Origin of the sequence: Gilvimarinus chinensis DSM 19667 (genome assembly GCF_000377745.1) — a bacterium.
Lineage (GTDB): Bacteria > Pseudomonadota > Gammaproteobacteria > Pseudomonadales > Cellvibrionaceae > Gilvimarinus > Gilvimarinus chinensis.
Map to the genome: position 1 here is coordinate 91,811 of NZ_KB898709.1, position 26,542 is coordinate 118,352.

A 26,542-nucleotide genomic window follows, 5' to 3' on the forward strand; every position below is an offset into this window, starting at 1 on the left:
GATTTCATGACGTTGCAAAAAAAATTCTACGCCCTGGCGGCAGCGCTGACACTGTACAGCCTCGGCACCTTGGGTCTGGCAATTTACCTCAGCCAGCACACTTACCAACCCGCGGGCGTTGCCTTGTTGCGAGGCAAAACTCAGCTACCAGACTTAAAAGCCATCAGCGACATTCCACAACGTAAAGATACCTTTGTAAGCTTGCTGGAGCCGCTTATCGCTGAGAAAAATCAAGCGCTGCTGGCACTTCGCCAGGAAATTCTGGCGTTAACCGAAAAGCTAAACCAACACCTTGAACTTACCCGAGTCGAGCAAGAGCGACTTGAGCGTTTATCGCGCCGCTACGATATCCGCACTGATGGTCTGACTGAGCTGGAAACCTGCACACTGCTGCTGAAAAGAATCGATATCATCCCACCGTCAATGGTTGTTGCACAGGCGGCAAAGGAATCCGGCTGGGGCACTTCACGCTTTGCCCGTGAAGGTAACAACTTGTTCGGCCAGTGGTGCTACACCAAAGGTTGCGGCATCGTGCCGGGCAGGCGCAGCGCAGGCGCGAGGCACGAAGTGCAAAAATTTCCCGGCATTGAAGATGCCATCAACGCCTACTATCACAACATCAACACTCACAAAACCTACCGTGAACTGCGCAATATCCGCGCACGCGCGCGCAATTCGGACAGCGACATCAGCGGACTTAATTTGATCAAAGGCTTGAATGGCTACTCAAGTCGCGGCGCGGTTTATGTACAAGAGTTGGGTGAGCTGATTCGCTACAACCAGTTCGCCAAGCTGGACGCACCAACGGCCGAGCTGACAGACGGCTAAAAAGACGACCTTGGCTGCTGTAAAAAAGCCTCCTCTTCCGCCGTGCTTTCACGGCCTAGCACTTGGTTGCGATGAGGGTAGCGGCCAAATCGGTCGATAATTTCTTTGTGTTTGCGTTCAAACTTTAGGTTGTTGGCGTTCCCCAAGCGGGTAAACAACTCCATGGCCTGCTGGTGAATCACTCTATCTTCGCTGTGCATATAAGGCATATACAGGAAGCTGCGCTCATCCTGAGTTAGCGAGTCATCCCAACGGTTATTGACGGCGTATTGAGCGAGCGCAAGCGCCTGCTGATCGTAAGCAAAGGCCTGCGCGGTATCGCGAAACATGTTGCGGCTAAATTGATCCAAGACAATGACTTTGGCCAATAAAGACTTAGGCGTTTCATCGCCTTGAGGGCCAGCCTCTTTCGCCAAAGACTGGTGTAAAGACAAAAATTGCTGACGAATCCTTCGATCCAGTTGCTCACTTTTTTTAAACCAATCGGTAGGCTGCAATTCTGAAAACCAGAAGTGCAGCACTTGCTCTAGTGTCTTCATAGATGAACCTCCAGAACCCCCTTAATCAGTATGCTGCCACCGACCATTTTTATCTGTAATAAACCAGGGCTGAGAGAACCAATAAAATCGCTTGCCATCAGAGGCTGGTGCAGTACAGTTATAGCGCGAGCGACCCGGCGTTAAGCCCTCTTCACTTTGCACTAAAACACGGTTCCCCTCGCGCACGACCTTCATAGGTTTACCCGCCCAATAACACTGTACTGTCGCCGCAACCGCTTCACTTTGCAACTCAAGAGTCAATTGGGGCTTTGTATCAGCGTTAACAATAGGCTGGTCGAGCGCCTGCCCGCGGCCATCGTTTAAATGCACACGCTCCAGTGGGAATGGCATAGAGTTTACTTTATCGGGAAAGGTCTCCATTCGCCCATAGGAACTGCCCATAGGAAATCGGGGCAACGCCAGAAAATCACTTGAAGCCCCAACCGCCCCTGAGTGTTGCGCAAAGCCCACATAATTTAGCTCCTTTACCAGCGATAAAAGCGCCGCACTGTATTCGCCGTAAGGGTAAGCAAGGTAGGGCTGCATGTTTTTTAGATGCGCTTTTATAGCCGCTTCAGAGGTTACTATTTCGGTGCGCATCCGCTCGCGCCACTGTTTCTCAGACTCGCCCTCTTTGCGGCGCACCATATGTGGATGGGTCGCAGTATGATTGGCAATGATCGCTCCAGCAGCCTGCATTTCCTTCAGTTCACTCCAGGTAGCGTAGCCCGGTGCCCCCACCAGGGAGGAATTAACAAAAATGGCAAACGAGTAACCACGCTCTTTTAACAAAGGAAAGGCCGTGCGATAGACAGAATCATAGCCGTCATCAAAAGTGATCGCCGCACTGTATTGATTCTCTGCTTCATCATTTTTCAATTGTTTAATAAGCTCTGGCAAGGGCAGAACAGTAAAGTCATTATCAGCCAGAAACTGTATATGCTCGGCAAATAACTCAGGTGATGTTGACGTCGCGGCGGGCGTATCATTACTTATATGGTGGTATTGTAAAATTACGGCTGCCTGGGCGATTGAGCTAACAACGGCAAGCATGAGCAAACAAACAAATCGAAACAGCATTAATACACCTCGCACGCGTCGGGTAAAAGAGCCTGGCCAGCATTACTTAAACAACGCCACTTAATCCCGGTATAACCGTGTTCCAGTTCGGGAACCAACTCGATAAAAACCCCTTCATTAGCACCGGCCAAATCGGCGCGCAGTGTCCCAGGATTCGCAATGGCGACATTGTCGACCACCGCACTTTTCATCGTTTGCCTGCGCACACCAAGGGCGCTTATGGATAACGGCATGACACCTCTTACCTGAAAGTATTCAGCAATCATTGTCCGTAAAGGCGAGATCTCCACGAACGCCTGCGCCAACTGCGCCTTTTTCTGATACAGACCCTCGACAGTTGACGGTTCAGGAGCCGCGTCATTTTTTATTAAGTGCTGTATCTCTTCCGGGTTGAGAATCGCCTCACGCCAGCTTTCATTGTTTTGCAATTGATCCAGTGCGACAAGATAAGCGTCTTCTACCGCACCAAACAGACTAAGGTCCCTGTCGAGTCGGGTGGCAGCCACTCCCTGAGTAACCCAAGAGTGTAATGCCTCGCTGTTCGGCGAGTCAGCCAGTTGCCACTTCACTTTTATCCACGCATTCAGCACATCAAAACTACCCACAGCGGCAGACTCAAGGTCGCCCAACGTGGCCCCGGCGTGCAGATTAGTGCGACAGGCGTTGATTTTTAAGTCGATAATCTCAGCGTTTAACACACGAATTTCCGCGCTATCCACAACGGGCATTGAATAATGACCTGCGCGATAGAGCAAGCCGTAAGACGATTTACGCAATTGGCGATAGGTCGCAGCCTGCAAATTTGCATCGTCGCGCAAAACTTTAGGGTAACGAACACGCAGTTGATTAAAGTTTTCACTGGTAGGCGACACACAATCGCCACCAAAGTAGTAAGTGATCAGCGCTTTGCTTTCATCGCTTACGGCATCTGCGTAGTAAAAGCGGTCCAACACCAGCGGAAAAACCTCACCGCTATAGCTGGCTGGTATTTGATGATCCATAAAGGGAGCGGGCGGCATACCACCCACGTCTATAACTTTGGCTTCGGCGTGGGAAACCCGGCGCTGATCGGAATAGTGAACCTTGCCGTTCTCGTCGGTCCAAGTATAAACCTGTGCTTGAACCAGCGAGCCCAGTCCACAAAGGCACAGAAAAAAGAAAAACCGGCAACGCGACATTAACCGGTCAGGCCGAGATAAACCGTAGCCCAACGCCATGCTCCTCAACCCGAACCACTTCCATCTCTAAAATTGGTGCGTCATCCATCAATCCTTGCACCTGCCCGGTGACAATTGAGCCGATTGGGGGGATTTGCTCAGGCTCTAGCACCACGAACACACCTCCGTCTGAAATGTCACGGGTTCTTACCACCATTTCACCCAGCTGTTCGTGGCAAATTTTTATTTGACACACCATTGGGGTTCGGAGATGTTCACGCTTATTTTCCACCAGTTACTCCATTATTTTTTGTCTACCGATAAGCGATCCACTTTTTGGAAGCCGCGAGGCAGTTTATTGCCTCTACGTCCGCGCTCCCCTTGATAATGTTCTAAATCAGTAGGCTTTAGGGTTAAGTGACGTTTTCCCGAAAAAACGGTTAATGACTGCCCAGCATCAAGCGCTACAATCGCAACGGCAAACTCCTCTCTCGACTGCACCCTGGCAGCGGAAATATTAATAATTTTATTACCCTTGCCTCGCGCAAGTCTTGGCAATTCGCTTAATGGAAACACCAATAAACGCCCCTCGTTACTGACCGCAGCGACAAACGCGTTGTCTTGGTTAGGAACCAGCGCTGGCGGTAACACTCGCGCTCCTTTAGGTAAGGTCAGAGCGTTTTTACCTGCTTTATTTTTACTGTGCAGATCACTCAGCGAGGCAATAAAACCATAGCCTGCATCGCTGGCAAGCAATACGGAGTCGCTGTCACCTCCCATTAATAAGCCTTCAAACGTGGCGCCATTGGGTGGGTTCAAACGCCCACTGACCGGCTCACCCTGACCTCTGGCAGAGGGTAAGGTATGCGCAGCCAGGGCGTAGCTACGACCCGTTGAATCCAGCAAGATAACCGACTGATTGGATTTTCCCGGCACGGCTAATTTGAACGAATCGCCTGCTTTATAATTAAGCGAACTGGGGTCTACCTCGTGGCCTTTGGCCGCGCGAATCCAGCCTTTTTCCGATAGTACCACGGTTACAGGATCTACACTGATCAGCTCCGCTTCGCTAAAGGCCTGAGCCTCTTCGCGCTCAACGATGGGCGAGCGACGTTCATCGCCGTATTCTTCCGCCGCCTGCTTTAGTTCTTTGCGAATTAAGGTTTTCAAGCGGGCTGCTGAGGCGAGGGTTTTGTTTAAATCATCTTTTTCTTTTTCGAGCTTTTCCTGCTCTTCTTGTATTTTCATTTCCTCAAGTCGCGCCAACTGACGCAACTTAGTTTCAAGGATGTATTCGGCCTGCATTTCAACCAGGTTGAAACGCTCCATTAATATCGGTTTTGGATGATCTTCTTCGCGGATAATGCGGATCACTTCATCCACGTTCAGATAAACAATCATCAACGCGGCCAAACGCAGCAACCGCTCTTCGACTTTGGCTAAGCGATGCTGTAAGCGACGGCGAGTAGTGACGGTGCGAAAGCTTAACCATTCGGCAAGGATTTTTTGCAGGCTTTTTACCGCTGGGCGCCCATCAATACCAATCATATTCATGTTGATACGATAGGATTTTTCTAAATCCGTGGTGGCGAACAAATGCTGCATAAGCTGCTCGTGGTCCACTCGATTAGACCGTGGGGTAATCACCAGGCGGGTCGGATTTTCATGGTCAGACTCATCGCGTAAATCAGCCACCATTGGCAGCTTTTTATTTTGCATTTGCGCGGCAATTTGCTCGAGAATTTTAGCGCCGCTAACCTGATGCGGCAGAGCCGTCACCACCAAATCGCCGGTTTCTTTTTCGCGTGACCATAAAGCGCGCATTTTCAAACTGCCACGACCGGTTTTGTACAATTCGATGATGTCTTTGCGCGGCGTGATAATTTCTGCATCTGTGGGCATGTCGGGGCCCTGCACAAACTCGCACAACTCGTCGACATCCGCTTTAGGGTTATCCAGCAAGTGAATACAGGCACCAACCACTTCACGCAAATTGTGAGGTGGAATATCCGTCGCCATACCTACTGCGATACCGGTAGTGCCATTTAAAAGCACGTTGGGCACGCGGGCCGGAAATACCTCGGGCTCGTCGATGGTGCCATCGAAATTAGGCTGCCAGTCAACCGTTCCCTGCCCTAATTCCTCCAGCAGCACCTCGGCGTAGCGGGCCAGCTTAGATTCGGTATAACGCATAGCGGCAAAAGATTTGGGATCGTCCGGCGACCCCCAGTTGCCCTGGCCGTCTACCAACGGATACCGGTAGGAAAATGGCTGGGCCATAATCACCATGGCCTCATAGGCGGCGGAGTCTCCGTGCGGGTGAAACTTACCGATCACATCACCTACCGTACGTGCCGACTTTTTATACTTTGCCGTAGACTTTAAACCCAGCTCGCTCATGGCGTAGACAATTCGGCGCTGCACGGGCTTTAATCCGTCACCCACGTGCGGCAAGGCGCGATCGAGAATGACGTACATTGAATAATCTAGGTATGCCTTTTCAGCATACTCTTTCAGTGAGATAAATTCTTCAGCCTCAGAGAAGGTCGTGTGTTCTGACATGCTTATTCCTACTAGTTAGGCGTTAGCGCCCAAGATAAATCTTGTGTAATCATTTCTGTTGCGATTGGACGGACACAGCGTGAGCATTGTCCGTCATTTAGAGCGAATCGAGTGTAACGCTGCCTTTTTCACTAATTCGAATAGCGGGCCTCATACGCCCAGTATCCAACTTGGCATTGAATTCATATTCTAAAGGTTTATTGGTTGGCTTTTCTGTCAGCGCCCGTACCAGCCTCACCATTTGAACCACATCAGCCGAAAGTGACAGCTCTAGCGGGGTTTCACTGTAGGCCTTAAACGTAGGAATATCCGCACGAACCCCCGAGAGCAGACTGAACCCGTCTAGGTCTATGCTATAGGACATACCTTTGACAGACAAATCGACATTGTTAGGGTTACTGATGGACAGCTGAACCCCCAAACGCGGGGCAATTTCACCCTGTTGAGCAGGCAGTAGTTTAAGCCCCATAACTTTTACCTCTGGTTCAGTAAAACCTGGCGACAAGGTCGCACACCCAGCTAAAGTAAAAGCAATTGCTATCAGTAACGGGAATACAGGAGAGACATTCTTCATTTCCATACCTCGAAAAGACGTAACCGGAGAATACCCAAGCACAGCCATATACCCAAGGGCTGTGATTCAATAAAGCCGCCCCTAGAGTTAAAAGTTATAAGGATCTCTGCAGCTCATAATCTTTGTGACACGCTTCACGCCAGATGATGCGCCACTGTGCTCTAATCGATGGAAAATACCAATCAGCGGGCCAGAGAGAGATGTATGCCTGACCAGCAAAATTTTAGCCGAGAATTTCTTGGCAGCAGGGAAATTAGCTTTACCAACCGACAGGAGTCCATCTACCCCACTTTAATGCGTTTCTGCCTGGATTTTAAATTTAAGGTTTTACAGGTTTTACTCCCGCCCCTAAACGACGCGCCCCCCGGAAAAATGCTGATTATGGTACGCGCCGATTACAACGGCGATGCAGAGGGTGTCATCACTCCGGCTTTCGCCCAATTAGAGCAGCTGGAACGCTATGTGTGCGACAACCAAATCGATATTTTGCATGACTACTTATTCGGTGTAGATGAACTCGCCCAACAAGTAGGCTGACCCGAGCGGGGCTAGCCCAGCTCGGCCTCAAACTCGGCCAACAGATCAAGAGGCTCCCACTCTTCTCCCTCCAGCTCGCTGTCCCAGTTCACCCCCACCAATAGCACATCGTCATGCATTCCGGGCAACCAATCTTCAAGTAGCTCGTCCAGGGCAATCGCAACCGGTTTATAAATGGCCCACTCAGCCACGCAGTGCGTAGCTGCCAGCTCGCGAGCAGACCAGAGCGGCATAACATCGGTATTATCGTAACGCTCAGAGTCACATAACGCCCAGCCGTCTGGCCCTTCTAACCCCCAAACACAACCGGTATCTATGCCCTCAACCACAAAACGGTCCAGGTTCTGTTCAAAACTATCGGTGACAGGCTCCATTGGTAGGTCCTCTAGCGGCTTACTCGAAAGGTAAAATTAATGTGTGGCCATGCTGACGTAACCACTGACGATGGGGTTCAAAACCCGGACACAATCGCCGCACCTGCTGCCAGAATGCGCTGCTGTGATTTTGGTGCACCAGATGACTCACTTCGTGGGCCACAAGATAATCTACCACAGGCTCGGGAGCCAGCAGAATTTGCCAGTTATATTGGATATCCCCCGATCGTGTGCAATGCCCCCATTTTGACCGGGTGGCGCGCACGTTTACCCGCCCCACAGACAATCCCGCGCTAGCGCATAGGCGCTTGGTTTTAGCCTCTAAAATTTCAAGTGCCTGGGCCCGGTACCAAGCCGTTAATGCCGTATAAATCTGTCGCTTCACGCTCTGCTGGCTGCGTGTTCCCAGTTGCAACACCAGCTGATCGGCTTCGCGCCAACTGCTCTGCCGCGCCCCTTGTGTCACCTTTACTACCAACCAACCGCCAAGGTAAGGAAAACGCTCTTGATCTTGATATTGATAAGTAGGCCGACGTTGTAACCTTGCCTGCTGGCGAGACACCTTATCTTCAATCCAGCCCGACTTGGCAGCCACCATTGCGCGCAGGTGGCGTTCAGGGAACCCTTTGGGTGCACGCACAATGACTTGCGCATCGCGCACCTCGATGCCAATGGTTCGACGCCGGGATGAATACCGAATTTCAACACTGTGACGATGACTAGCCAAAGTTTTTGTCTGCCACAAAAGGATTATTGGCCCGTTCTTGTGCAAAATCCGACATTGGGCCATGACCGGGAACAAATTGAATGTCACCCCCCAAAGGCCATAGTTTGGTCACGATCGAGTCTACCAGGTGGGCATGATTCCCCTGAGGAAAGTCGGTTCTGCCCACCGAGCCTTTGAACAATACGTCGCCTACGAAGGCAAGCCGAGCTTGCTTATCCACCAGAACAATATGCCCAGGTGTGTGCCCCGGGCAATGCAGCACCACTAAAGTACAGTTTCCGAGCGAAATAGTATCGCCATCGTTCAACCATTGATCTGACTGTACTTCGCCCACAGGCTCAAAGCCCATCATCTGTGCCTGCTGGGGTAGGTTATCCAGCCAGAATTGATCGGCTTTATGTGGTCCAAGAATAGGAACCCCACAACGTTCAGCGATTACCCTGGCAGCCCCAACATGATCCATGTGTCCGTGGGTAAGCAGTATTTTCTCCAGTGTCGCGCCAGACTGCTCCAGCGCCAACAATAATTTTTCAGGCTCACCTCCCGGATCAACAAACGCGGCTTTACCGGTCTCCTGACACCAAATTAAACTGCAGTTTTGCTGATAGTGAGTGACAGGTATGATTTGATACCCAAGCACAAAGCCCCCTTAGCACAAGAAAAACGCCATTTTAACAGTGTTTTTTTATCCAAAGCTCAGTGTGATAGTAAACTCTGGTAGCATAGCGACACTCGATTTACGGAGCTTTCGCCCACTATGACCATTAAAGACTCTCTGTTTATTACCAGCCAGCACCTTATCCCTCAACATGCTTTGTCGCGCATAGTTGGGCGGATCGCCAACTGCACCAACCCGACCATCAAACACGCATTCATTAGCTGGTTTGCCAAACGTTACGGCGTCGACATGAGTGAAGCAGAGCGCACCGACCTGAAAGATTATCAATCTTTCAACGACTTTTTTACACGAGCACTGAAACCTGGAGCCCGGCCGATCGACAGTGCCAACAACTCTATTGTCTGCCCGGCAGACGGCACGATAAGCCAGCTTGGCAAGATCAATGATGGCCGAATTTTCCAAGCTAAAGGCCAACTGTATTCGGTGCAGGAGCTACTTGGCGGTGACGAAAAGCTGGCGAACGAATTCAGCGAAGGAGACTTCGCCACAGTTTACCTATCCCCCAAGGACTATCACCGTGTTCACATGCCTCTAACCGGCACACTAAGGCAAATGATTTCTGTTCCTGGTCAGTTATTTTCTGTCAATGAAGTCACCGCGCAACACGTACCACGCTTGTTTGCTCGCAATGAGCGAGTTGTCTGTATTTTTGACACGGAAGTAGGCCCTATGGCTGTTGTCTTAGTGGGGGCCGTGATCGTGGCGGGCATTGAAACCGTTTGGGCAGGAGAGCAAGCTCCCATCGGCCGCCGGGTAAGCACCACTTATTACGGTAAAAATGCCCCCGAAGGAATACACTTAAACAAAGGGGAAGAAATGGGCCGATTTAAACTAGGCTCTACTGCCATTGTACTGTTCGGGCGGGATAAAGTGCATTGGTCCAATAACTTTCATGCAGGCGCAGCCACACGTATGGGGGAAGCACTGGGGCACAGAGTGTAACGCGCTCTGCTGTTCCAGCTTAAAACACTGGCAATTAACTCTTAAATCTATCTAACAGACTTAACAATCCCTTTCGCTCAATAGACATTAGATAATCATCACGAACTTTTAATATATCCACATCGTAACTGCCTGGCTCTAAATCTCGAGCGATCTCAATTTTTTGAGCATCTTCTACCGTTCGCTTACCGGCATCAATCTGTGCCTGCTTACGTTTATCGTCTTCAGCCAAATCCAATAAGTATGGGGTGTCGAGCACATTTTTTAGCGCATCCACCACCACCATAACTTTTGGCTTAAGCCGACGTTCGAAGTTTTGCTCTACAACGATGCCAACCTCTCCTGTACTCAGCTCCACCATAGTTCCTGTTGGATATAAGCCAATAGCACGAATAAACTCTACGACCAAATCCTCCTGGAAGAGTGTATTACGCAATTCGTACAGTTTTGCCACCGCACGCGATGGAGCAATGGGAACCGTCGCAGTACGAGGTGTTACCACCATATCGTAAAATGTCACAATGCCCGCAATCTTGCCAAGCAAAGGAATTTTATCGCCCACTAAATGCTGAGGGAACCCACTACCATTAAGCCGTTCACAATGCGTTCTGACAACACTAATTACCCTGGGCTCGACGCCTTCGGTCTCGCGCAGGATTTGCACTCCATACTCTACAAACTTTTCGTACTCGTTTTGCTCTGTTTCAGTTAAATCCGTTTTACTGATCAATTCGTTAGGCAGCTTGGTTTTACCCACGTCTTTTAGCAATACGCCCATAGCAAGGATATCCAGGTCACGCTTAGCCAAGCCAATATGGCGACCAAATAAAATACCCCATACTGCAGCACGCAAAGCATGACTGTAGGTGTACTCATCAGCCTCCTGAACACGTGACAGCCACGTAAAGGCATCAGGATTTCGCACCACACTGTCAACCATATCGCTCGCCAGCTTACGAGTTTCGGTGACAGGAATCCCTTGATAACGCTCTGTATCCAACTGCTGTAAAACCTGCCCCACAGCGGTGTACACTTTCTGATGTAACTGACGTGCCTGTCGAACCTCTTTTTTAAGAGGCTTAACATCAACATAGTGATCCCGTTTAACCGTGATTGGCTTTACGGGGATAGAAACCGGAACTTCTTCCGACCGGCGCTTGCTTTTAGTTTTTTTAGCGTCTCCTGAATCAGCGACCATGCTTTTCAAGTTTACCGCTACCGGCGCTCGGCCTTTTACAACATCAATATAAACGTGATTACACAGGCTTTTAAGCTTACGCAATTCGTCCATTTCACGAATATAGAAGCCCTGCAAAGGAAATGGGGTCTGCGTCCAAGGTCGGTCCAACCCGGAAACAAACATACCAATAGTCAGCTCGTTAACATTTAGTTTGACTTGTTTAATGCCCACATCTCGTCTCCGTAAATGAGCAGCGCACCCCAATCCTTCCGGTTCATTGCCTCAATCAAGATTAGGACAGTTTAATCAATTACTAAATAACGAGCCAGTAGCATCAGATCTGCTGCACTTTACGTGTGGTAAGCGGTCGACAAATCGTGAACCGCTCGGATAAAAGCACCTGCATGTTCCGGATCGACTTCGGGCGTAATGCCGTGCCCCAAATTAAAAATATGGCCTGAGCCTGAACCATACGAGCTAAGAATACGCCCCACTTCTTCTCGAATTCGCTCTGGTGAAGCGTAAAGTATGGTCGGGTCCATATTGCCCTGCAAAGCGACGGAATCCCCCACTCTTTTTCGTGCCGCACCAATATCTGTGGTCCAATCCAAGCCCAAGGCATCTGCACCAGTAGCGGCCATTGCCTCCAGCCACTGCCCACCGCCTTTGGTAAACAAAATCACTGGCACCTTACGCCCTTCGCGCTCACGGATTAACCCTGAGACTATCTGTCGCATGTACTTTAGCGAAAATTCGTCATAAGCCTGATGCGACAGAGCACCGCCCCAGGTATCGAAAATTTGTACCGCTTGGGCACCGGCCTCAATTTGTGCATTCAAATACACGGTAACCGACTGAGCCAGGGTATCGAGCAACCGGTGCATCACCTCTGGTGAGTTATAGAGCATTTGCTTGGCGCGGCGAAAATCACGGCTGGAGCCGCCCTCGATCATATAAGTTGCCAAAGTCCAGGGGCTACCAGAAAAACCAATCAACGGGACACGACCATTCAGTTCGCGGCGAATCAGAGAAACGGCGTCAATCACGTAGGGCAAGTCGCTTTTGGGGTCGATAACCTTGAGTGAATTGACATCGGCTTCGGTGCGCACGGTCTTTTTAAACTTAGGCCCCTCGCCAGTTTCGAAGTACAGGCCTAACCCCATAGCATCGGGAATGGTCAGAATATCTGAAAACAAAATGGCAGCGTCTAAAGGGTAGCGCTCCAATGGCTGCAGCGTTACTTCGCAAGCCGCCTCGGGGTTGCCACACAGCCCCATAAAGTTACCCGCGCGCTCACGGCTTGCGCGATACTCCGGCAAATAGCGCCCAGCCTGGCGCATCATCCAAACGGGGGTCACATCTACCGGCTCACGCATTAACGCCCGCAAAAAACGATCATTTTTTAATTCGGTCATAGTTATTTCTTTAAACTTAAGTATCAAACGGGCGGAGTTTATCGCCCATAAAAAAGCCGGTCATCTGACCGGCTTTTTACATTACACGTCGAGGTAATCCAGTATACCCTCAGCTGCCTGACGCCCCTCCCAGATGGCTGTAACCACCAAGTCGGAACCGCGGACCATATCACCACCGGCAAACACTTTAGGGTTAGAAGTCTGGAACATATACTCCTGCTCTTCCGGCGCGACTACGCCACCCCAGTTATTGGTTTCAACACTGTGGTCAGCCAACCACTCAGGGGGGTTGGGGCGGAAACCGAATGCAATAAGAACCACATCGGCCGGCAAAATTTCTTCACTGCCTGGAATAGGCTCGGGGCGACGGCGGCCGTTTTCATCAGGCTCACCAAGCTGCGTAGTAACCACCTTAACGCCTTCCACTTTGTCTTCACCGACAATGGCCACAGGCTGACGGTTAAACAAAAACTCAACGCCCTCCTCACGAGCGTTTGCAACCTCACGCTTGGAGCCAGGCATATTTTCTTCGTCGCGCCGATAGGCACAAGCCACTGACTCTGCCCCCTGACGAATGGATGTACGATTACAGTCCATCGCGGTATCACCACCGCCTAACACAACCACTCGTTTACCTTTTACGCTGATAAACTCTTCTGGAGCTTTTTCAAAACCCAGATTGCGATTGACGTTTGAGATCAAAAACGGAAGCGCATCGTGAACACCAGGTAAATCTTCACCCGGGAAGCCGCCCTTCATATAATTGTAGGTACCCATTCCCATAAACACGGCATCGTACTGCTCTAACAGCTCAGCCATGGTGATATCTTTACCCACTTCGGTATTGAGGCGGAACTCAATGCCCATCTCGGTAAAGATTTCACGGCGGCGACTCAGAACCGTTTTTTCCAGTTTGAATTCTGGAATACCAAAGGTCAGCAAACCGCCAATTTCAGGGTAGCGATCAAAGACCACTGGTTTGACGCCGTTGCGCACCAGCACATCGGCACAACCAAGGCCTGCGGGCCCCGCGCCAATTACCGCAACCTTTTTATCCGTCCATTGCACCTGTGACATATCAGGACGCCAACCCATGGCGAACGCGGTATCGGTAATGTATTTTTCGGCATTACCAATGGTTACGGCACCAAAGCCATCGTTCAAGGTACAAGCGCCTTCACACAGACGATCCTGCGGACATACGCGACCACACACCTCGGGCAAGGTATTGGTCTGATGGCTCAGCTCCGCGGCCTCGAAAATATTGCCTTCTGAAATCAGCTTGAGCCAGTTAGGAATAAAGTTGTGTACCGGACACTTCCATTCACAATAGGGGTTACCACACTCAAGACAACGATGTGCCTGATCGGATACCTCCTCTTTGCTATAGGGCTCATAAATCTCGACAAACTTATGTTTGCGAGTTTCAATGTCTTTTTTCTGCGGGTCTTGACGACCCACCTCAAGAAACTGGAAATTGTTGTGTAAACGTTCGGCCATAATCAACGCCTCTAATCTGTTAAACCCAAGGGGTTATTCACCGCGGTTTTTCAAGCTCTCTAGCAAGCCTTTCATGCTCGCTGCCTTGGGTTTGACCAACCAGAATTTGCCTACATAGTCATCGAAATTTGCCAGCAACTGTTCGCCCCAGGCACTTTCGGTTTCGCCAGTAAACTCTTCAATTACACTGCGTAAATGGTTGCGGTGCGCCTCTAATGACTCGGTATCCACGCGATGAATTTCCACCAGCTCGTGGTTATAGCGATCCACAAACGTATTGTTCTCATCGAGTACGTAGGCAAAGCCGCCGGTCATCCCGGCACCGAAGTTAACCCCTGTATCTCCCAGAACAGTCACTACGCCGCCAGTCATGTACTCACAGCAGTGGTCACCAGCGCCTTCGACTACAACATGTGCACCGGAGTTACGCACACCACAGCGCTCACCCGCGGTACCTGCGGCAAATAATTTACCGCCTGTGGCACCGTACAAACAGGTATTGCCGATAATACTGGTGCGGTTAGAGGCAAACTCCGAACCCTTGGGCGGACGAATCACAATCTTACCGCCAGCCATGCCTTTACCGACGTAGTCGTTGGCATCACCTTCCAAGTGCATTTCCAGACCGCCTGCGTTCCATACGCCAAAACTCTGACCAGCGATACCGGTAAGGTTCAGTTTAATCGGAGCATCGGCCATGCCCTGATTACCATATCGCTTAGCAATTTCACCGCTTAAGCGCGCACCGATAGAACGATCGCAATTGGTTAGATGGAAACTGAACTCACCACCGGTTTTTGCCTCGATGGTCGGTAATACTTCGCGCACCATGGCTTCAGCCAACTCCCCTTTGTCGAAGGGGTAGTTACGGTCAACCGAACACATCTGCGGTTTGGTCGCCAGGAAATCATCGGTATGCACAACCGGACTTAAATCCAATTGCTTTTGTTTTTCGGTAGAGCCTTCGGTCAACTCGAGTAAGTCCACCCGGCCGACTAACTCCGCCAACGAGCGCACACCCAGATCAGCCATTAACAGACGAGCTTCTTCCGCAACAAATAAGAAGAAGTTTTTCGCCATTTCTACGGTGCCGATATAGTGATCTCGACGCAGTTTATCGTTTTGCGTAGCGACACCGGTTGCGCAGTTGTTGAGGTGGCAAATACGCAGATACTTACAGCCCAGAGCAACCATAGGTGCGGTCCCAAAGCCGAAGCTTTCAGCGCCCAGCATCGCGGCTTTAATCACATCCAGGCCGGTTTTTAAACCACCGTCGGTTTGCACACGAACTTTATCGCGCAAATCATTTGCCCGCAGGGTTTGGTGGGTTTCGGACAGGCCTAATTCCCAAGGTGATCCGGCGTAGCGAATTGACGTAAGCGGGCTCGCCGCCGTACCACCGTCATAACCGGAGATCGTAATCAAATCAGCGTAGGCTTTCGCTACACCAGCGGCAATGGTGCCGACACCGGGGCGAGATACCAACTTCACCGACACCAGCGCGTCAGGATTGACCTGCTTCAAGTCGTAAATCAGCTGGGCCAAATCTTCAATAGAATAAATATCGTGATGCGGCGGTGGAGAAATCAATGTGACACCGGGCACCGAGTAGCGCAGCCGTGCGATCAATTGATTTACTTTGCCTCCGGGAAGCTGACCACCCTCGCCGGGTTTAGCGCCTTGCGCCACTTTAATTTGCAGTACTTCGGCGTTAACCAAGTAGTGCGGCGTCACACCAAAGCGGCCCGAAGCGATTTGCTTAATCTTTGACACTTTAGGGGTATTAAAGCGCGCGGGGTCTTCACCACCTTCACCGCTATTAGAGCGGCCACCCAAGGTATTCATCGCTTCGGCCAGTGCTTCGTGGGCCTCGGGCGACAAAGCGCCCAGCGACATACCGGCAGAATCAAAGCGCTTGATAATACTTTCAACGGGCTCGACTTCATCCACCGAAATCGGTTCGCCGACACCGCCGCGAACCTTTATCAGATCACGCAGAGTGGCAACCGGGCGAGTATTGACCAAATCAGAATACTTTTGCCACAGCTTCCAATCACCGGTTTGCACCGCATCCTGCAACGCCTTAACAACGTCCGGGTTAAACGCATGGTATTCCTGACCATGAACGTACTTTAAGAGGCCACCTTGAACAATGGGCTTACGATCCACCCAAGCGGTTTTTGCCAGTGATTTTTGATCGGCTTCCAAATCTTCAAAACGCGCACCTTTAATGCGTGACGTGGTGCCGGTAAAACACATATCCACAACATCTTCTGCCAGCCCCACAGCTTCAAATAGCTGAGCACCGCGGTAAGAAGTAATGGTTGAAATCCCCATTTTTGAGAGGATTTTCAGCAGGCCTTTATCCAGACCTTTACGATAGTTTTTATAGGCTTGATCGACATCTGTCAGCAACTCGCCTTTATTCAGCAAGTCATTCATCACATAGTAGCTTAAGTACGGGTATACGGCCGTGGCGCCATAACCGATAAGTGTTGCTACCTGGTGAGAGTCACGCGCCGTTCCTGTCTCGACAATAATGTTGGCGTCACAGCGCAGACCTTTTTGAGTCAGATAATGGTGAACCGCACCCGTTGCCAAGAGAGCATGCACTGGCAGCTGGCCTTTTTGCAGCCCCATATCACTCAAAATAACCTGTACGGCACCACCACGCACGGCCTCGGCTACGCGCTCGCGAAGATCTATAATGGCCTGCTTAAGGCCGACGGTGTCTGGATCGTACGCCAGAGAAAACACTTCCGCCCTGTAATCTTCACGACCAAGGTTTTTGAGCGCGCGGAACTTTGCGGGCGACAAAACGGGGGAGCTCAATATAACGCGGTTAGCGTGCGCTTCAGTTTCGTCGTAAACAGATAATTCACGCCCAACACAGGTCTCCAGCGACATAACAATCGCTTCACGCAGGGGGTCGATGGGCGGGTTGGTCACCTGCGCAAACTGCTGACGGAAATAGTCGTACAGCGATCGCTCTTTACCAGACAGTACCGCCATGGGAGTGTCATCCCCCATAGAACCTACCGCCTCTTGACCACCTTCGGCCAGTGGGCGCAACACCTGATCACGCTCCTCAAAGGTAACCTGATACTGCTTCATGTAGGCTTTCATCTCGGCAGCAGATAAGCCGTTTTCAGCCACATCGGTCTCAAGAGTGGACTCAATACGTACAGCGTTGTCTTTTAACCACTGCTTATACGGCTTGCCAGCCTTGAGCTGCGCGTCGATATCCTCAGTGTGATAGAGCTTACCGGTTTCGGTATCCACCGAAAGAATCTGGCCCGGCCCCAAACGGCCTTTGGCTACAACGTCTTCGGGCTTATATGCGTAAACACCTACTTCCGAAGCAACGGTAATCAAATCATCTTTTGTGATAACCCAGCGCGAGGGGCGCAAACCGTTACGATCCAATGTACACACGGCATAACGACCGTCGGTAATCACCAGACCTGCCGGGCCATCCCAGGGCTCCACATGCATAGAGTTGTATTCGTAAAATGCGCGCAGATCTGAATCCATGTGCTCAACGTTCTGCCAAGCGGGTGGAACAAGCATGCGCACAGCGCGATGCAGCTCCATACCACCAATCAGCAGCACTTCAAGCATGTTGTCGAGGCTGGAAGAGTCTGAACCGGTGCGATTTACCAGTGGCGCCACCTCTGCGATATCCGGTAGCAGAGGTGTAGAGAATTTATCAGTTCGAGCCACTGACCAGTTACGGTTACCCATAACGGTGTTAATTTCACCGTTATGGGCCAACATACGAAACGGTTGAGCCAGCGGCCACTGGGGCATGGTATTAGTGGAGAAGCGCTGATGGAAAACACAGATGGCCGTTTCTAAACGCTCATCGGCCAAATCAGCAAAAAACTTGGGCAAATCCACTGGCATCATCAGCCCCTTATAGGACAGGATGCTGGTGCTCAAGCTTGCTATATAAAAGGATGGATCATCTTTCAGTGCAAGTTCTGAGCGACGACGCGCCATCATCAATTTAGCGCTGAATACTTCTTTACTAAGGTCCTCAGGCGCATTGACAAACACGTGATTAAACAGCGGCAAGGATTCAAGCGCGATAGGTCCCAAACAACTGGAATCGACCGGTACCTCACGCCACCCCGCTGGCTGTAAGCCTTCGGTTCGTAACGCCTCTTCCAGCACAGATCGCGCATGATCTGCCTTCTCCACGCTACGACTCAGCATAACCGCGCCAACACCGTAGGATTCACCTAACGGATCGCAGCCTGCTTCTTTAGCGACAGCGCGTAGAAAACTGTCTGGCTTTTGCAGTAACAGACCGCAGCCATCGCCCGTTTTACCATCGGCGGCAATACCACCGCGGTGGGTCATGCAGGTCAGGGATTCAATAGCAGTTTCGAGTAAACGGTGGCTGGTTTTTCCCTTAAGATGGGCAATCAAACCGAAGCCGCAGTTATCTTTAAACTCGTCCAAACTGTACAGACCAGTGGTCATACGCTGTCTCTCAATAATTACCTGATTTACTCTCACAAAGGCAGGTTAACTTCGCTGCACCATGCGCCAGACAAAAAAGCCCCTAAACAAGAGGGGCTGTACAAATGGGCGCAGAATATTACCCGCTAGCGCCTCTTTAGGCAAGCAAAAGCGAGCCTTTGGGCCTTAGTGGTAGCGGGCTAACAAGCGAAATCAAGCTGAATCACGGAAGCTCACAGACTAGGCGTCATGGAATAAAAAAGCAACACACATCACGAGTAAGCGAGCCCGCGGGGACGTTTAAACGTATGAGAAATTACAATCAAAACACACAACAAGAGCCTGAAATTAAAAGAAATTGTAAAAATGTGCCACTATTCCTCATTTTCACCACTTAAGACCTTTATCCCGCTAACGATTTACGCTAATTTAGGCAGCAAGCGCGCAGTTTCTATACAGAAATGCGACATTTGCCTGCACATCCAAGGCCCTTGGGGGAAGCTTTCGCTAGCGGCCGCAAGGCAAATAACAATGACAATTCCGATAAATTCAGGACCATAGATATGCGGATAATCACACTCGGGTCTCATGCGTCAAAACTTGCAGGGCTTATTGCTCTATGTGCCGGTCTTACGGCCTGCGGTGGCGGCAGTAGCGGCACTACTCTAGACAACATTAATAATGGCGGTGGAGGCACGGGCAGTAGCAGCAGCGCCGCCAACGATTTAGCCGAGATAGGCTCTGGCTCTGGCGCAGATTTTCAGCCCGGTGTCATTGGCGTAGGAATTGGCGATGCAGTGCTATCCGCAGGCGGCAACACCTTACTTACTGTAAACGTTGTTAATAATGGAGCACTTATTACCGACTCAGTAGCTGTCACTTTCAGCTCTCCCTGTATTGCAGCCGGAGAATCTTTGTTAAGCCCGCAGTCCGGGGAGATTTGCGAATCGGACTGCCCAACTGACATTGTTCAAACCACCAATGGTCAAGCCACGATTCGATATACAGCAAACGGATGTGTCGGCACCGACCCCATCTCAGCCACCACCACTTATGGCGGTTCCGTCATCAGCGCAAATGGGGCTATAGAAATTGCCGCAGATACCGTACAAAGCCTGACCTTTGTAGAAGCATCCCCTACAGCAATCGGCCTAAAAGGCACCGGGGGCAATGAAACCTCAACACTAACCTTTAAGGTACGTGGTAGCACAGGCGCACCAGTCAAGGGCATACACGTTGACTTTAAACTCAACAGCTCCAGTGGCGGCCTCTCTTTGGTCAACGACACCGGCGTATCGGACGTAGACGGCCTGGTTTACACCACTGTTCAATCTGGCTCAGTCCCTGGGGCGGTTAGAGTAACCGCCACCACTGAAGGCGGGATTTCCACGCAATCGTCTCAACTGGTTGTATCCACCGGCCTGCCCGACCAAAACAGTATGTCCATTGCCGGTAGTGACAACCATCCAATCGCATGGCGATACAATAACGTCACCTCTCAAATCACCGTAAACGCGGCGGACGCTTTTAATAACCCCGTGCCCGATGGCACTCCTATTTATTTTACTACTGTGGGTGGTGCAATTGGCTCGAGCTGCCTGACCGGCACCAGCACAGAAGAGGACGAAGGCGTTAGTGGGTCATGCAGCGTTACCTGGCAAAGCCAAAGCCCCAAACCCGAAGCCGATCAAAGCTTTTCGATAATTGAAGAGCCTAACAACCACGATCACACACCATATTTACAGTGCAATAATGGCGCAAGCCACTGCCGTAACGGCCGGGTAAAGATTCTTGCCACCACCATCGGTAATGAGTCTTTTATCGATGCTAACAATAACGGCATGTACGACCCCGAGGTAGACGTTTTTTATACCGCTGATAGCCCCGAAGGCGACACTGCTGCACGCATCAGAAACTGCCGGCGCTCAGAGCCGGTATCCGGCTCAGCTTCTCATGCTGATTCCGGCTCTACCTCAGAAGCCTTTGGCTGTGACGACCTCGGCTCGCCATATGTTGATCGCAACTTTGACGGGCGTTATAACGCCGGCGAAGAAATAGCGACCGTCAACGCCGGCGACAGCAACAGCTACGAACCAGGTGACGGCCTGTACAATGGCGTATTGTGTCGCGAAGAAGATGCCGCTGCCGGTGCGTGCACACGCGACGCCGTATTGGTAAGAGCTGAACACTTACTGGTTATGTCTTGCGACGCCCCCCTCTATACCAATGACGGACGCTTACCCGGAGAACCCACTGAAACCGTTACCTTTGAGCCAGGCGAAACCAAAAGCTTCAAACTCATGCTGGCAGACTGTAATGGTAACGGGATACCTGGCGGCACAGAGATTTCCGTGAATGCCGATCTAGCAAACGGTGTCGAAGCAGAAGTATTCCCTAACGGCGAAGTAAGCGCCTCTTCGGAATACAGCTACATCACGCTATTTATCTCAGCCGACGACTCTGAAGCCGCCAGCGGTGCAGTGTTTGTTGAAATAGAAGTGCCAACCCCGGGAGACGGGAGTATTAAATACGGCTCCAATGGTGTGAGAGTGTTTTCTGAGATTCCTGAATCCGAATAATTAGCCACAACCAAAAAGCCCGGTCAAATCGACCGGGCTTTTTTACTCTTCTACTTCTTTCAACCTTCCTTGTCAGAGTGATTATTTCTGCAGCTCTTTGTGAACATCCCTCACACCACGCACCCAAGGCTTAGCCTCACGCTGAACAACAGGCAACCCCCTAACGGCCTCCTGCGCCGCAGCTCTTGATGGATAACGCCCCGCCAACACCACATACCACGGTTTACCCGACCGGACAGAGCTATAGATTCGCAATTGATCAACATTAGCTTGGGAGTTTCGGTACTTTTGCGCTGACGAAAGAGTACTTACACCCAACACTTGTAATGTGTAGGAACCCTCAGGCCAAGCAAGTATTTCGAGCTCATCCTCGGTAAACGAAGTATGGGCAGGCCGAACGCTCTTCGGCACTGACGATGACGATGTCGATGTCGATGTCGATGTCGATGTCGATGTCGATGTCGATGTCGACAATATTGAGGAGGAACCGGCCTCAATCAAATCCGCCTCTAATCCCTTATTGACCTGAACATCAGGGTCAACAGCCTCTGCTTCAGAAATACTTTTAGCTTCTGCCGGAAAAGCAGCCTGTTCACCTGCAAACCCAGAAGACGCCTCGGCCCACGCAGCTGTTTTCGAGGAGGCGGATCCCACTTCCACCGAAGACGGAATTTTTAGCGACTTATTTTTTTCTGCTGCCTCCTCATCGGAGCTACCGCTATATAGATACACCATACCCAAAGCCGTAACCAAGCCGGCTACCGCAAAGATATGTATAACAGGGAGCTTAGGCACAGATTGGCTCGCGCTCTCTGCCGCCGGAACATTTTCTTCGTCGGCCAGAGCATAATCTTGAAGCCAAAATTTCGCCTGCCCCAGTAAGCTATTCAAATTACCCGCAGAAGATCTCCACCAGGGTTCCACCAAGGAACGATTATAGAGCGGCTCGCCCTCGTAACCAGCGTCCTCCATACGCCTTTGCAACAAAGAAACCGACTCATCCAGCCCAACCTGTGGCAATTCATAATCCTGAACAGACACATCCGGCATTCCATAGCCATCAAGCTTTGGAGTAATGTCCTTACGCCCTAGTAGCACTAAGCGAATAGGTGGTAACTCTTGCGCCGACTGCAGCAAACTCATTAAAGGTGCCAGCGTCTCGTCACCCAGAAAGTCCGCATCATCAACCACTACATACAATTGGCCTTCTGCCAAAGCAGAACGAATTTGCACCAGAAGCTCTCCAGCACTGGCATCTGAGTGGAGTGGCAGATTTAAAAAATCGGCTATTTTTCTGAGTAAAGCACCGCCTTCAGACTCTCGGGCAGCAAAAAAGACAGTCTCCCGTGATAGGGCAAGACGATTGTACAACTCATAAGCCAAAGAGGTTTTACCCGAACCCTCCTCACCAGTAATCACCACTAACGGAGCAACAAATTCGACTGTGTGCAGCACTTCTACTGAAAGAGCATCGAGCCCTTCCCACAACTCGGCCGCAGGCGCCTCTATGAAGGGATCAGCATCCAATCCCAGTATGGCAAAATAGCTCGGTTCACTCATCCAGGCCCCCGTAGTGATTTATGTGCTGCGTGAGTGGGTAAGCGTCTGCTCAAGCAACTGCGCATCAAAATCTGCCGTTACTATCGCCCGCCCCAACTCTTCAAGCAAAACTAAACGCAATCCCCCGTCCATCGCTTTCTTATCGACAGCCATCAACTCAAGGAACTCCTCATTCGTCATACCACTTGGAGACTGGGTGGGTAAATTAGCTGCCTGCAAAAGATTGCGTGTACGCTCCACCAAACTTACTGGAACATTCCCCATTCGGTGCGACAAGTCCACAGCCATCATCATCCCAGCGGCCACGGCCTCCCCATGGAGCCAATTGCCATAACCTTGCGCGGTTTCGATAGCATGGCCAAAAGTGTGCCCTAAATTTAAAATCGCGCGTATTCCACCCTCACGCTCATCTTGAGCCACCACTTTAGCCTTGCTTTCACAGGAGCGGACGACGCAGTAGGCTAGCGCTTCAGCCTCTTTAGCCATGACTTTATCGATATTTTCTTCTAACCATAGAAAGAAGCTGGCATCGCAAATCAATCCATATTTGATGACTTCAGCCACACCTGCTGCCAACTCCCGCTCTGGCAAGCTTCGCAATACAGACACATCGGCCAGCACAGCTTGAGGCTGATAAAAGGCTCCAATCATGTTTTTTCCCAAGGCATGATTAACGCCTGTCTTGCCGCCCACCGACGAATCAACCATGGATAATAACGTTGTCGGAACCTGAATGAAGTTGACCCCCCTCTGATAACAAGCAGCCGCAAATCCAGCCATATCTCCGACCACACCACCACCAAGGGCTATAAGAGTGCACTGCCGATTAAAGCGCGCCTGCAGCAGGCCATCAAAAATCAAATTTAAAGTTTCTAGGTTTTTATGCTTCTCGCCATCAGGGAGGACTACAGTCTCGACTCGAAAATCTTCGCCGGGCAAAGCATCCAACAAACCCTGCAAGTAAAGGGGGGCGATAGTGTCATTGGTAACAATACAAACTTGTCGACCATGAATATGTGGTTTTAAATGCTCAGAGCAGAGCAGCCCCTCGCCAATATAGATAGGATAACTACGCTCTTCGAGCTCTACCTGTAAACTGTTCATCATTTCTTGCACCGTTGTTACACACTGAGGCGAGTTTACCACAGGCACCTACGGGGCAAAGCGTTAGCAGGCGGCGAAATACCCACTACAGGAGAGCATCGACAATTTCCTGCACAGCCGCTTTAGGGCTAAATCGATCGGTATTAATAACAACTCGCGCAATAGAACGGTAAATAGGCTCACGCTGAGTCAATATTTCCACAATTTTTTGCCTAGGGTTTTCTACCTGTAGCAAAGGGCGCTTACGGTCACGAGAGGTTCGCTCTACAAGTTGTTCCACAGAAGCATTTAAGTAACAAACGCAGCCATGCTCCTGCATAAGCTGGCAATTTTGCTCTCGAGTAACAATTCCTCCTCCAGTGGCGATCACTGAAACCTCGCCCTCGCACAGCTCCATCAGAACTGCCGTCTCCCTGTCTCGGAATCCCTCTTCGCCTTCCATATCAAAAATCCAGGGAATATCAGCCCCGGTTCTGGATTCAATCAAGCGATCTGTATCGACAAAAGGAAGTTGTAACTCTGAAGCCAGCAAACGGCCGATGGTAGACTTGCCGACCCCCATGGGGCCGACAAGAAAAACATGTTGCTTAATCATTCTTTATTCAGTCAGCTCATTAGCCATAATGCGAGGAGTAATGAAGACTAACAACTCACTTTTTTCACTATTCACGATATCGCGTCGAAATAGACGACCAAGGTATGGAATATCCCCAAGGAAAGGCACTTTATCCACACCGTTAAGCTGCTGCATTTCAAAAATACCACCCAACACAATGGTTTGCCCATCGCTGACCAAAACTTTGGTATTAACCCTGGTTATATCAATAATAGGAACGCCAAACTCTTGGTTAATTTCAGCTAAAAGGTCTTTTTTGATCGCCAGATCCATGATGATGTTGTTGTCTGGGGTAATCTGTGGCGTAACGTCCAGCTCCAGCACTACCTCTTTGAATGAAGCTGCGGTCGCACCACTAGCAGAAGCCTCTTGATAGGGGATTTCACTACCCGTTGAAATTTTAGCCTGCTGCTTATCACCAGTAATAACCTTCGGCTGAGACACGATTTCTGCGTACCCATTGTACTCCATGGCCGACAATTCAAGATCAAGGAAGGTGTTGTCGGTTAACAAGCCAAAAGCGATGCTGCCTACTGGGTTTTGAATACCCATATCGACCATCATGTTTTCGTTCAAATCCATGGTGCCGCCGCCGTAGATAAAATCAAACGGGCTGCCAGGGTCCGAGTCTAAACCATCAACTGACCCACCCACTTCAAACAGGGCATCATCACCCAGGCTGGCACCAACACCACCCCAGCGCACTCCCAATTCCTCGCGGAAATCTTTATTGGCAATAACCAAACGCGCCTCAATCATTACCTGTTTGATAGGCACATCAATTTCTTGCAACAACGTTTTGAACGCTTCTACACGGTCGACGGTATCTGTCACAATAATTGAGTTGGTACGGCTATCCACTACTGCATGTCCGCGCTCAGACAGCAGAGTGTAGTTCGCACCCTGGCTATTATTGCTGCGATTACCACTTTCACCACCCATGGCAATCTCGAAAACTTCTTGCGCGTTAGCATAGCTGATACGAATGTATTCGGTGCGCAGCGGTGCCAGCTCTTCAAGTTGGCGCTTAGTTGAAAGCTCTTGACGCTCCCGCTCTGCAATTTCTGCAGCAGGAGCCACCATCAACACATTACCCACCTGACGCTTATCCAAGCCTTTGGTTTTAAGCACCATGTCCAACGCTTGATCCCACGGCACATTATCCAGGCGCAGGGTAATACGGCCCTGGACTGTATCTGAGGCCACTAAGTTCAGCTCCGTGAAGTCGGCAATAATCTGTAGCACAGCGCGAACTTCAATATCTTGGAAATTGAATGACAAGCGCGCGCCTGTATATTCAAATTCGCGTTCTTTCTGCGCTTTCTCGGCCGCCGTCAGGGGCTTAACGCTGACGATATAGCGATTGTTAGTTTGATAGGCCAGGTAATCAAACTCCCCTTGTGCCTTAATATTCAGCACCACATCACCGTCATCGCTATCGGCAGAAACAATGCTAACGGGCGTTGCGAAATCAATCACATCCAAACGGCGACGCAGCTCAGCAGGTAATTGAGTGTTACTGAAACGCACCCGCACACCTTCGGCAGTATCACGCATATCAGCCCGGATACTGCTGTTCGACAGGTCGACAATAATGCGCCCTTCACCGCTTTCACCACGACGGAAGTCAATAGCCTGAATTGACTTGGCGGCGGAGCTTGCAGATGGTGTAGCACTGACTGCTTTGGCTGTCTGACTGGTGGTGTTTTGTGTAATAACGCCTGGATCGTTAGCGCCTACCTCAACGACATACGCATTACCATCAACACTCGACTTATAGGTTGATAAGTTCTCAAGATTCAAAATCAGTCGAGTGCGATCACCGGATGTCAGCACCATCGCGCTTTTGCCGTTATCAAACGCCAAGGGGTAGCGCCGCTCTTTCAGCTCACTCACGACGTCAGGAAAGTCCAGCACAATGCGCGCCGGTGATTCAATCGTATAACCCTGCGGCTCGGGAGGGGCCTCACTAAACGTAAGACGCACTTCAAAGCGCTGATTAGGCAGTTCTGCGAACCGGATATCGTCTAGGCTTGTCGCCCCTACATGACACGACAGCAGGGAGACTACTAGCAACACGAGTGTTTTTCTCATTTTCCACCCCATAAAGAACAAAGCACGC

21 protein-coding genes are annotated in these 26,542 nt (G+C 50.5%); 4 read left to right on the forward strand and 17 right to left on the reverse strand.

Annotation, left to right across the window (positions count from 1 at the left end):
• The first annotated feature begins 6 nt into the window (after positions 1–6).
• Positions 7–828, forward strand: coding sequence for a glucosaminidase domain-containing protein (locus D568_RS20060; RefSeq protein ID WP_020209838.1), 822 nt, complete (start codon positions 7–9; stop codon positions 826–828).
• Here the strand turns inward: D568_RS20060 and D568_RS0111955 are convergent.
• The 6 genes from D568_RS0111955 to D568_RS0111980 all read right to left on the reverse strand — a co-directional run bounded on the left by D568_RS0111955 (position 825) and on the right by D568_RS0111980 (position 6,740).
• Positions 825–1,367, reverse strand: a complete 543-nt coding sequence (locus tag D568_RS0111955) for a DUF924 family protein (RefSeq protein WP_020209839.1) — start codon at positions 1,365–1,367, stop codon at positions 825–827. The genes D568_RS20060 and D568_RS0111955 overlap by 4 nt on opposite strands.
• Before the next feature lie 21 nt (positions 1,368–1,388).
• A complete protein-coding gene (locus D568_RS0111960) occupies positions 1,389–2,447 on the reverse strand; it encodes a polysaccharide deacetylase family protein (protein ID WP_020209840.1) in 1,059 nt (352 codons plus the stop codon).
• Entirely contained in the window at positions 2,447–3,664 is a 1,218-nt protein-coding gene (locus D568_RS0111965) for a DUF4124 domain-containing protein (protein ID WP_040516742.1), read from the reverse strand. The genes D568_RS0111960 and D568_RS0111965 overlap by 1 nt, the downstream gene beginning before the upstream one ends.
• A complete protein-coding gene (locus tag D568_RS0111970) occupies positions 3,633–3,896 on the reverse strand; it encodes a PilZ domain-containing protein (protein ID WP_020209842.1) in 264 nt (87 codons plus the stop codon). Before D568_RS0111970 ends, D568_RS0111965 begins: the two co-directional genes overlap by 32 nt.
• A gap of 11 nt (positions 3,897–3,907) precedes the next feature.
• Positions 3,908–6,166, reverse strand: coding sequence for a DNA topoisomerase IV subunit A (gene parC, locus D568_RS0111975; protein ID WP_020209843.1), 2,259 nt, complete (start codon positions 6,164–6,166; stop codon positions 3,908–3,910).
• A gap of 97 nt (positions 6,167–6,263) precedes the next feature.
• Positions 6,264–6,740, reverse strand: coding sequence for an LEA/WHy family protein (locus D568_RS0111980; protein ID WP_026287017.1), 477 nt, complete (start codon positions 6,738–6,740; stop codon positions 6,264–6,266).
• Between the two features lie 204 nt (positions 6,741–6,944).
• On the opposite strand from D568_RS0111980, the gene D568_RS0111985 reads away from it, so the two are divergent.
• Positions 6,945–7,277 carry a hypothetical protein gene (locus tag D568_RS0111985; RefSeq protein ID WP_020209845.1) on the forward strand — a complete coding sequence of 111 codons (333 nt, stop codon included), beginning with the start codon at positions 6,945–6,947 and terminating at the stop codon, positions 7,275–7,277.
• An 11-nt stretch (positions 7,278–7,288) separates the two neighbouring features.
• On the opposite strand, the gene D568_RS0111990 is transcribed toward D568_RS0111985, so the two are convergent.
• From D568_RS0111990 to D568_RS0112000, 3 genes are read right to left on the reverse strand one after another with little or no spacing between them, the layout of a single operon-like run.
• The gene (locus D568_RS0111990) at positions 7,289–7,651 is read right to left on the reverse strand and encodes a DUF2750 domain-containing protein (RefSeq protein WP_020209846.1); all 363 of its coding nucleotides are present in this window, start codon (positions 7,649–7,651) and stop codon (positions 7,289–7,291) included.
• A gap of 19 nt (positions 7,652–7,670) precedes the next feature.
• Positions 7,671–8,378, reverse strand: a complete 708-nt coding sequence (locus D568_RS0111995) for a M48 family metallopeptidase (protein WP_169334798.1) — start codon at positions 8,376–8,378, stop codon at positions 7,671–7,673.
• Positions 8,371–9,018 (reverse strand): MBL fold metallo-hydrolase, encoded by a 648-nt coding sequence (locus D568_RS0112000; protein WP_020209848.1) that lies wholly within the window; start codon positions 9,016–9,018, stop codon positions 8,371–8,373. The genes D568_RS0111995 and D568_RS0112000 overlap by 8 nt, the downstream gene beginning before the upstream one ends.
• Positions 9,019–9,135: 117 nt before the next feature.
• Here D568_RS0112000 and asd point away from each other — a divergent pair, with 117 nt between their 5' ends.
• The gene (gene asd, locus D568_RS0112005; protein ID WP_020209849.1) at positions 9,136–9,999 is read left to right on the forward strand and encodes an archaetidylserine decarboxylase; all 864 of its coding nucleotides are present in this window, start codon (positions 9,136–9,138) and stop codon (positions 9,997–9,999) included.
• Between the two features lie 34 nt (positions 10,000–10,033).
• On the opposite strand, the gene D568_RS0112010 is transcribed toward asd, so the two are convergent.
• The 4 genes from D568_RS0112010 to gltB all read right to left on the reverse strand — a co-directional run bounded on the left by D568_RS0112010 (position 10,034) and on the right by gltB (position 18,582).
• On the reverse strand, positions 10,034–11,410 hold the full coding sequence (locus tag D568_RS0112010) for a cyclic di-GMP phosphodiesterase (protein ID WP_020209850.1): 1,377 nt from the start codon (positions 11,408–11,410) through the stop codon (positions 10,034–10,036).
• Between the two features lie 119 nt (positions 11,411–11,529).
• Positions 11,530–12,594, reverse strand: a complete 1,065-nt coding sequence (hemE, locus tag D568_RS0112015; RefSeq protein WP_020209851.1) for a uroporphyrinogen decarboxylase — start codon at positions 12,592–12,594, stop codon at positions 11,530–11,532.
• An 81-nt stretch (positions 12,595–12,675) separates the two neighbouring features.
• Entirely contained in the window at positions 12,676–14,094 is a 1,419-nt protein-coding gene (locus D568_RS0112020) for an FAD-dependent oxidoreductase (RefSeq protein ID WP_020209852.1), read from the reverse strand.
• A 33-nt stretch (positions 14,095–14,127) separates the two neighbouring features.
• Entirely contained in the window at positions 14,128–18,582 is a 4,455-nt protein-coding gene (gene gltB, locus D568_RS0112025; RefSeq protein WP_020209853.1) for a glutamate synthase large subunit, read from the reverse strand.
• A 542-nt stretch (positions 18,583–19,124) separates the two neighbouring features.
• On the opposite strand from gltB, the gene D568_RS0112030 reads away from it, so the two are divergent.
• Positions 19,125–21,140: an Ig-like domain-containing protein gene (locus tag D568_RS0112030; RefSeq protein ID WP_020209854.1), complete on the forward strand. Its 2,016-nt coding sequence runs from the start codon at positions 19,125–19,127 to the stop codon at positions 21,138–21,140.
• 81 nt (positions 21,141–21,221) lie between these two features.
• On the opposite strand, the gene D568_RS0112035 is transcribed toward D568_RS0112030, so the two are convergent.
• From D568_RS0112035 to D568_RS0112050, 4 genes are all read right to left on the reverse strand, one after another.
• Positions 21,222–22,700 carry an SPOR domain-containing protein gene (locus D568_RS0112035; protein ID WP_020209855.1) on the reverse strand — a complete coding sequence of 493 codons (1,479 nt, stop codon included), beginning with the start codon at positions 22,698–22,700 and terminating at the stop codon, positions 21,222–21,224.
• An 18-nt stretch (positions 22,701–22,718) separates the two neighbouring features.
• Positions 22,719–23,804 carry a 3-dehydroquinate synthase gene (aroB, locus tag D568_RS0112040; protein ID WP_026287020.1) on the reverse strand — a complete coding sequence of 362 codons (1,086 nt, stop codon included), beginning with the start codon at positions 23,802–23,804 and terminating at the stop codon, positions 22,719–22,721.
• An 85-nt stretch (positions 23,805–23,889) separates the two neighbouring features.
• Positions 23,890–24,399: a shikimate kinase AroK gene (gene aroK, locus D568_RS0112045; RefSeq protein WP_020209857.1), complete on the reverse strand. Its 510-nt coding sequence runs from the start codon at positions 24,397–24,399 to the stop codon at positions 23,890–23,892.
• A 3-nt stretch (positions 24,400–24,402) separates the two neighbouring features.
• Entirely contained in the window at positions 24,403–26,514 is a 2,112-nt protein-coding gene (locus D568_RS0112050) for a type IV pilus secretin PilQ (protein ID WP_026287021.1), read from the reverse strand.
• Positions 26,515–26,542: the final 28 nt, after the last annotated feature.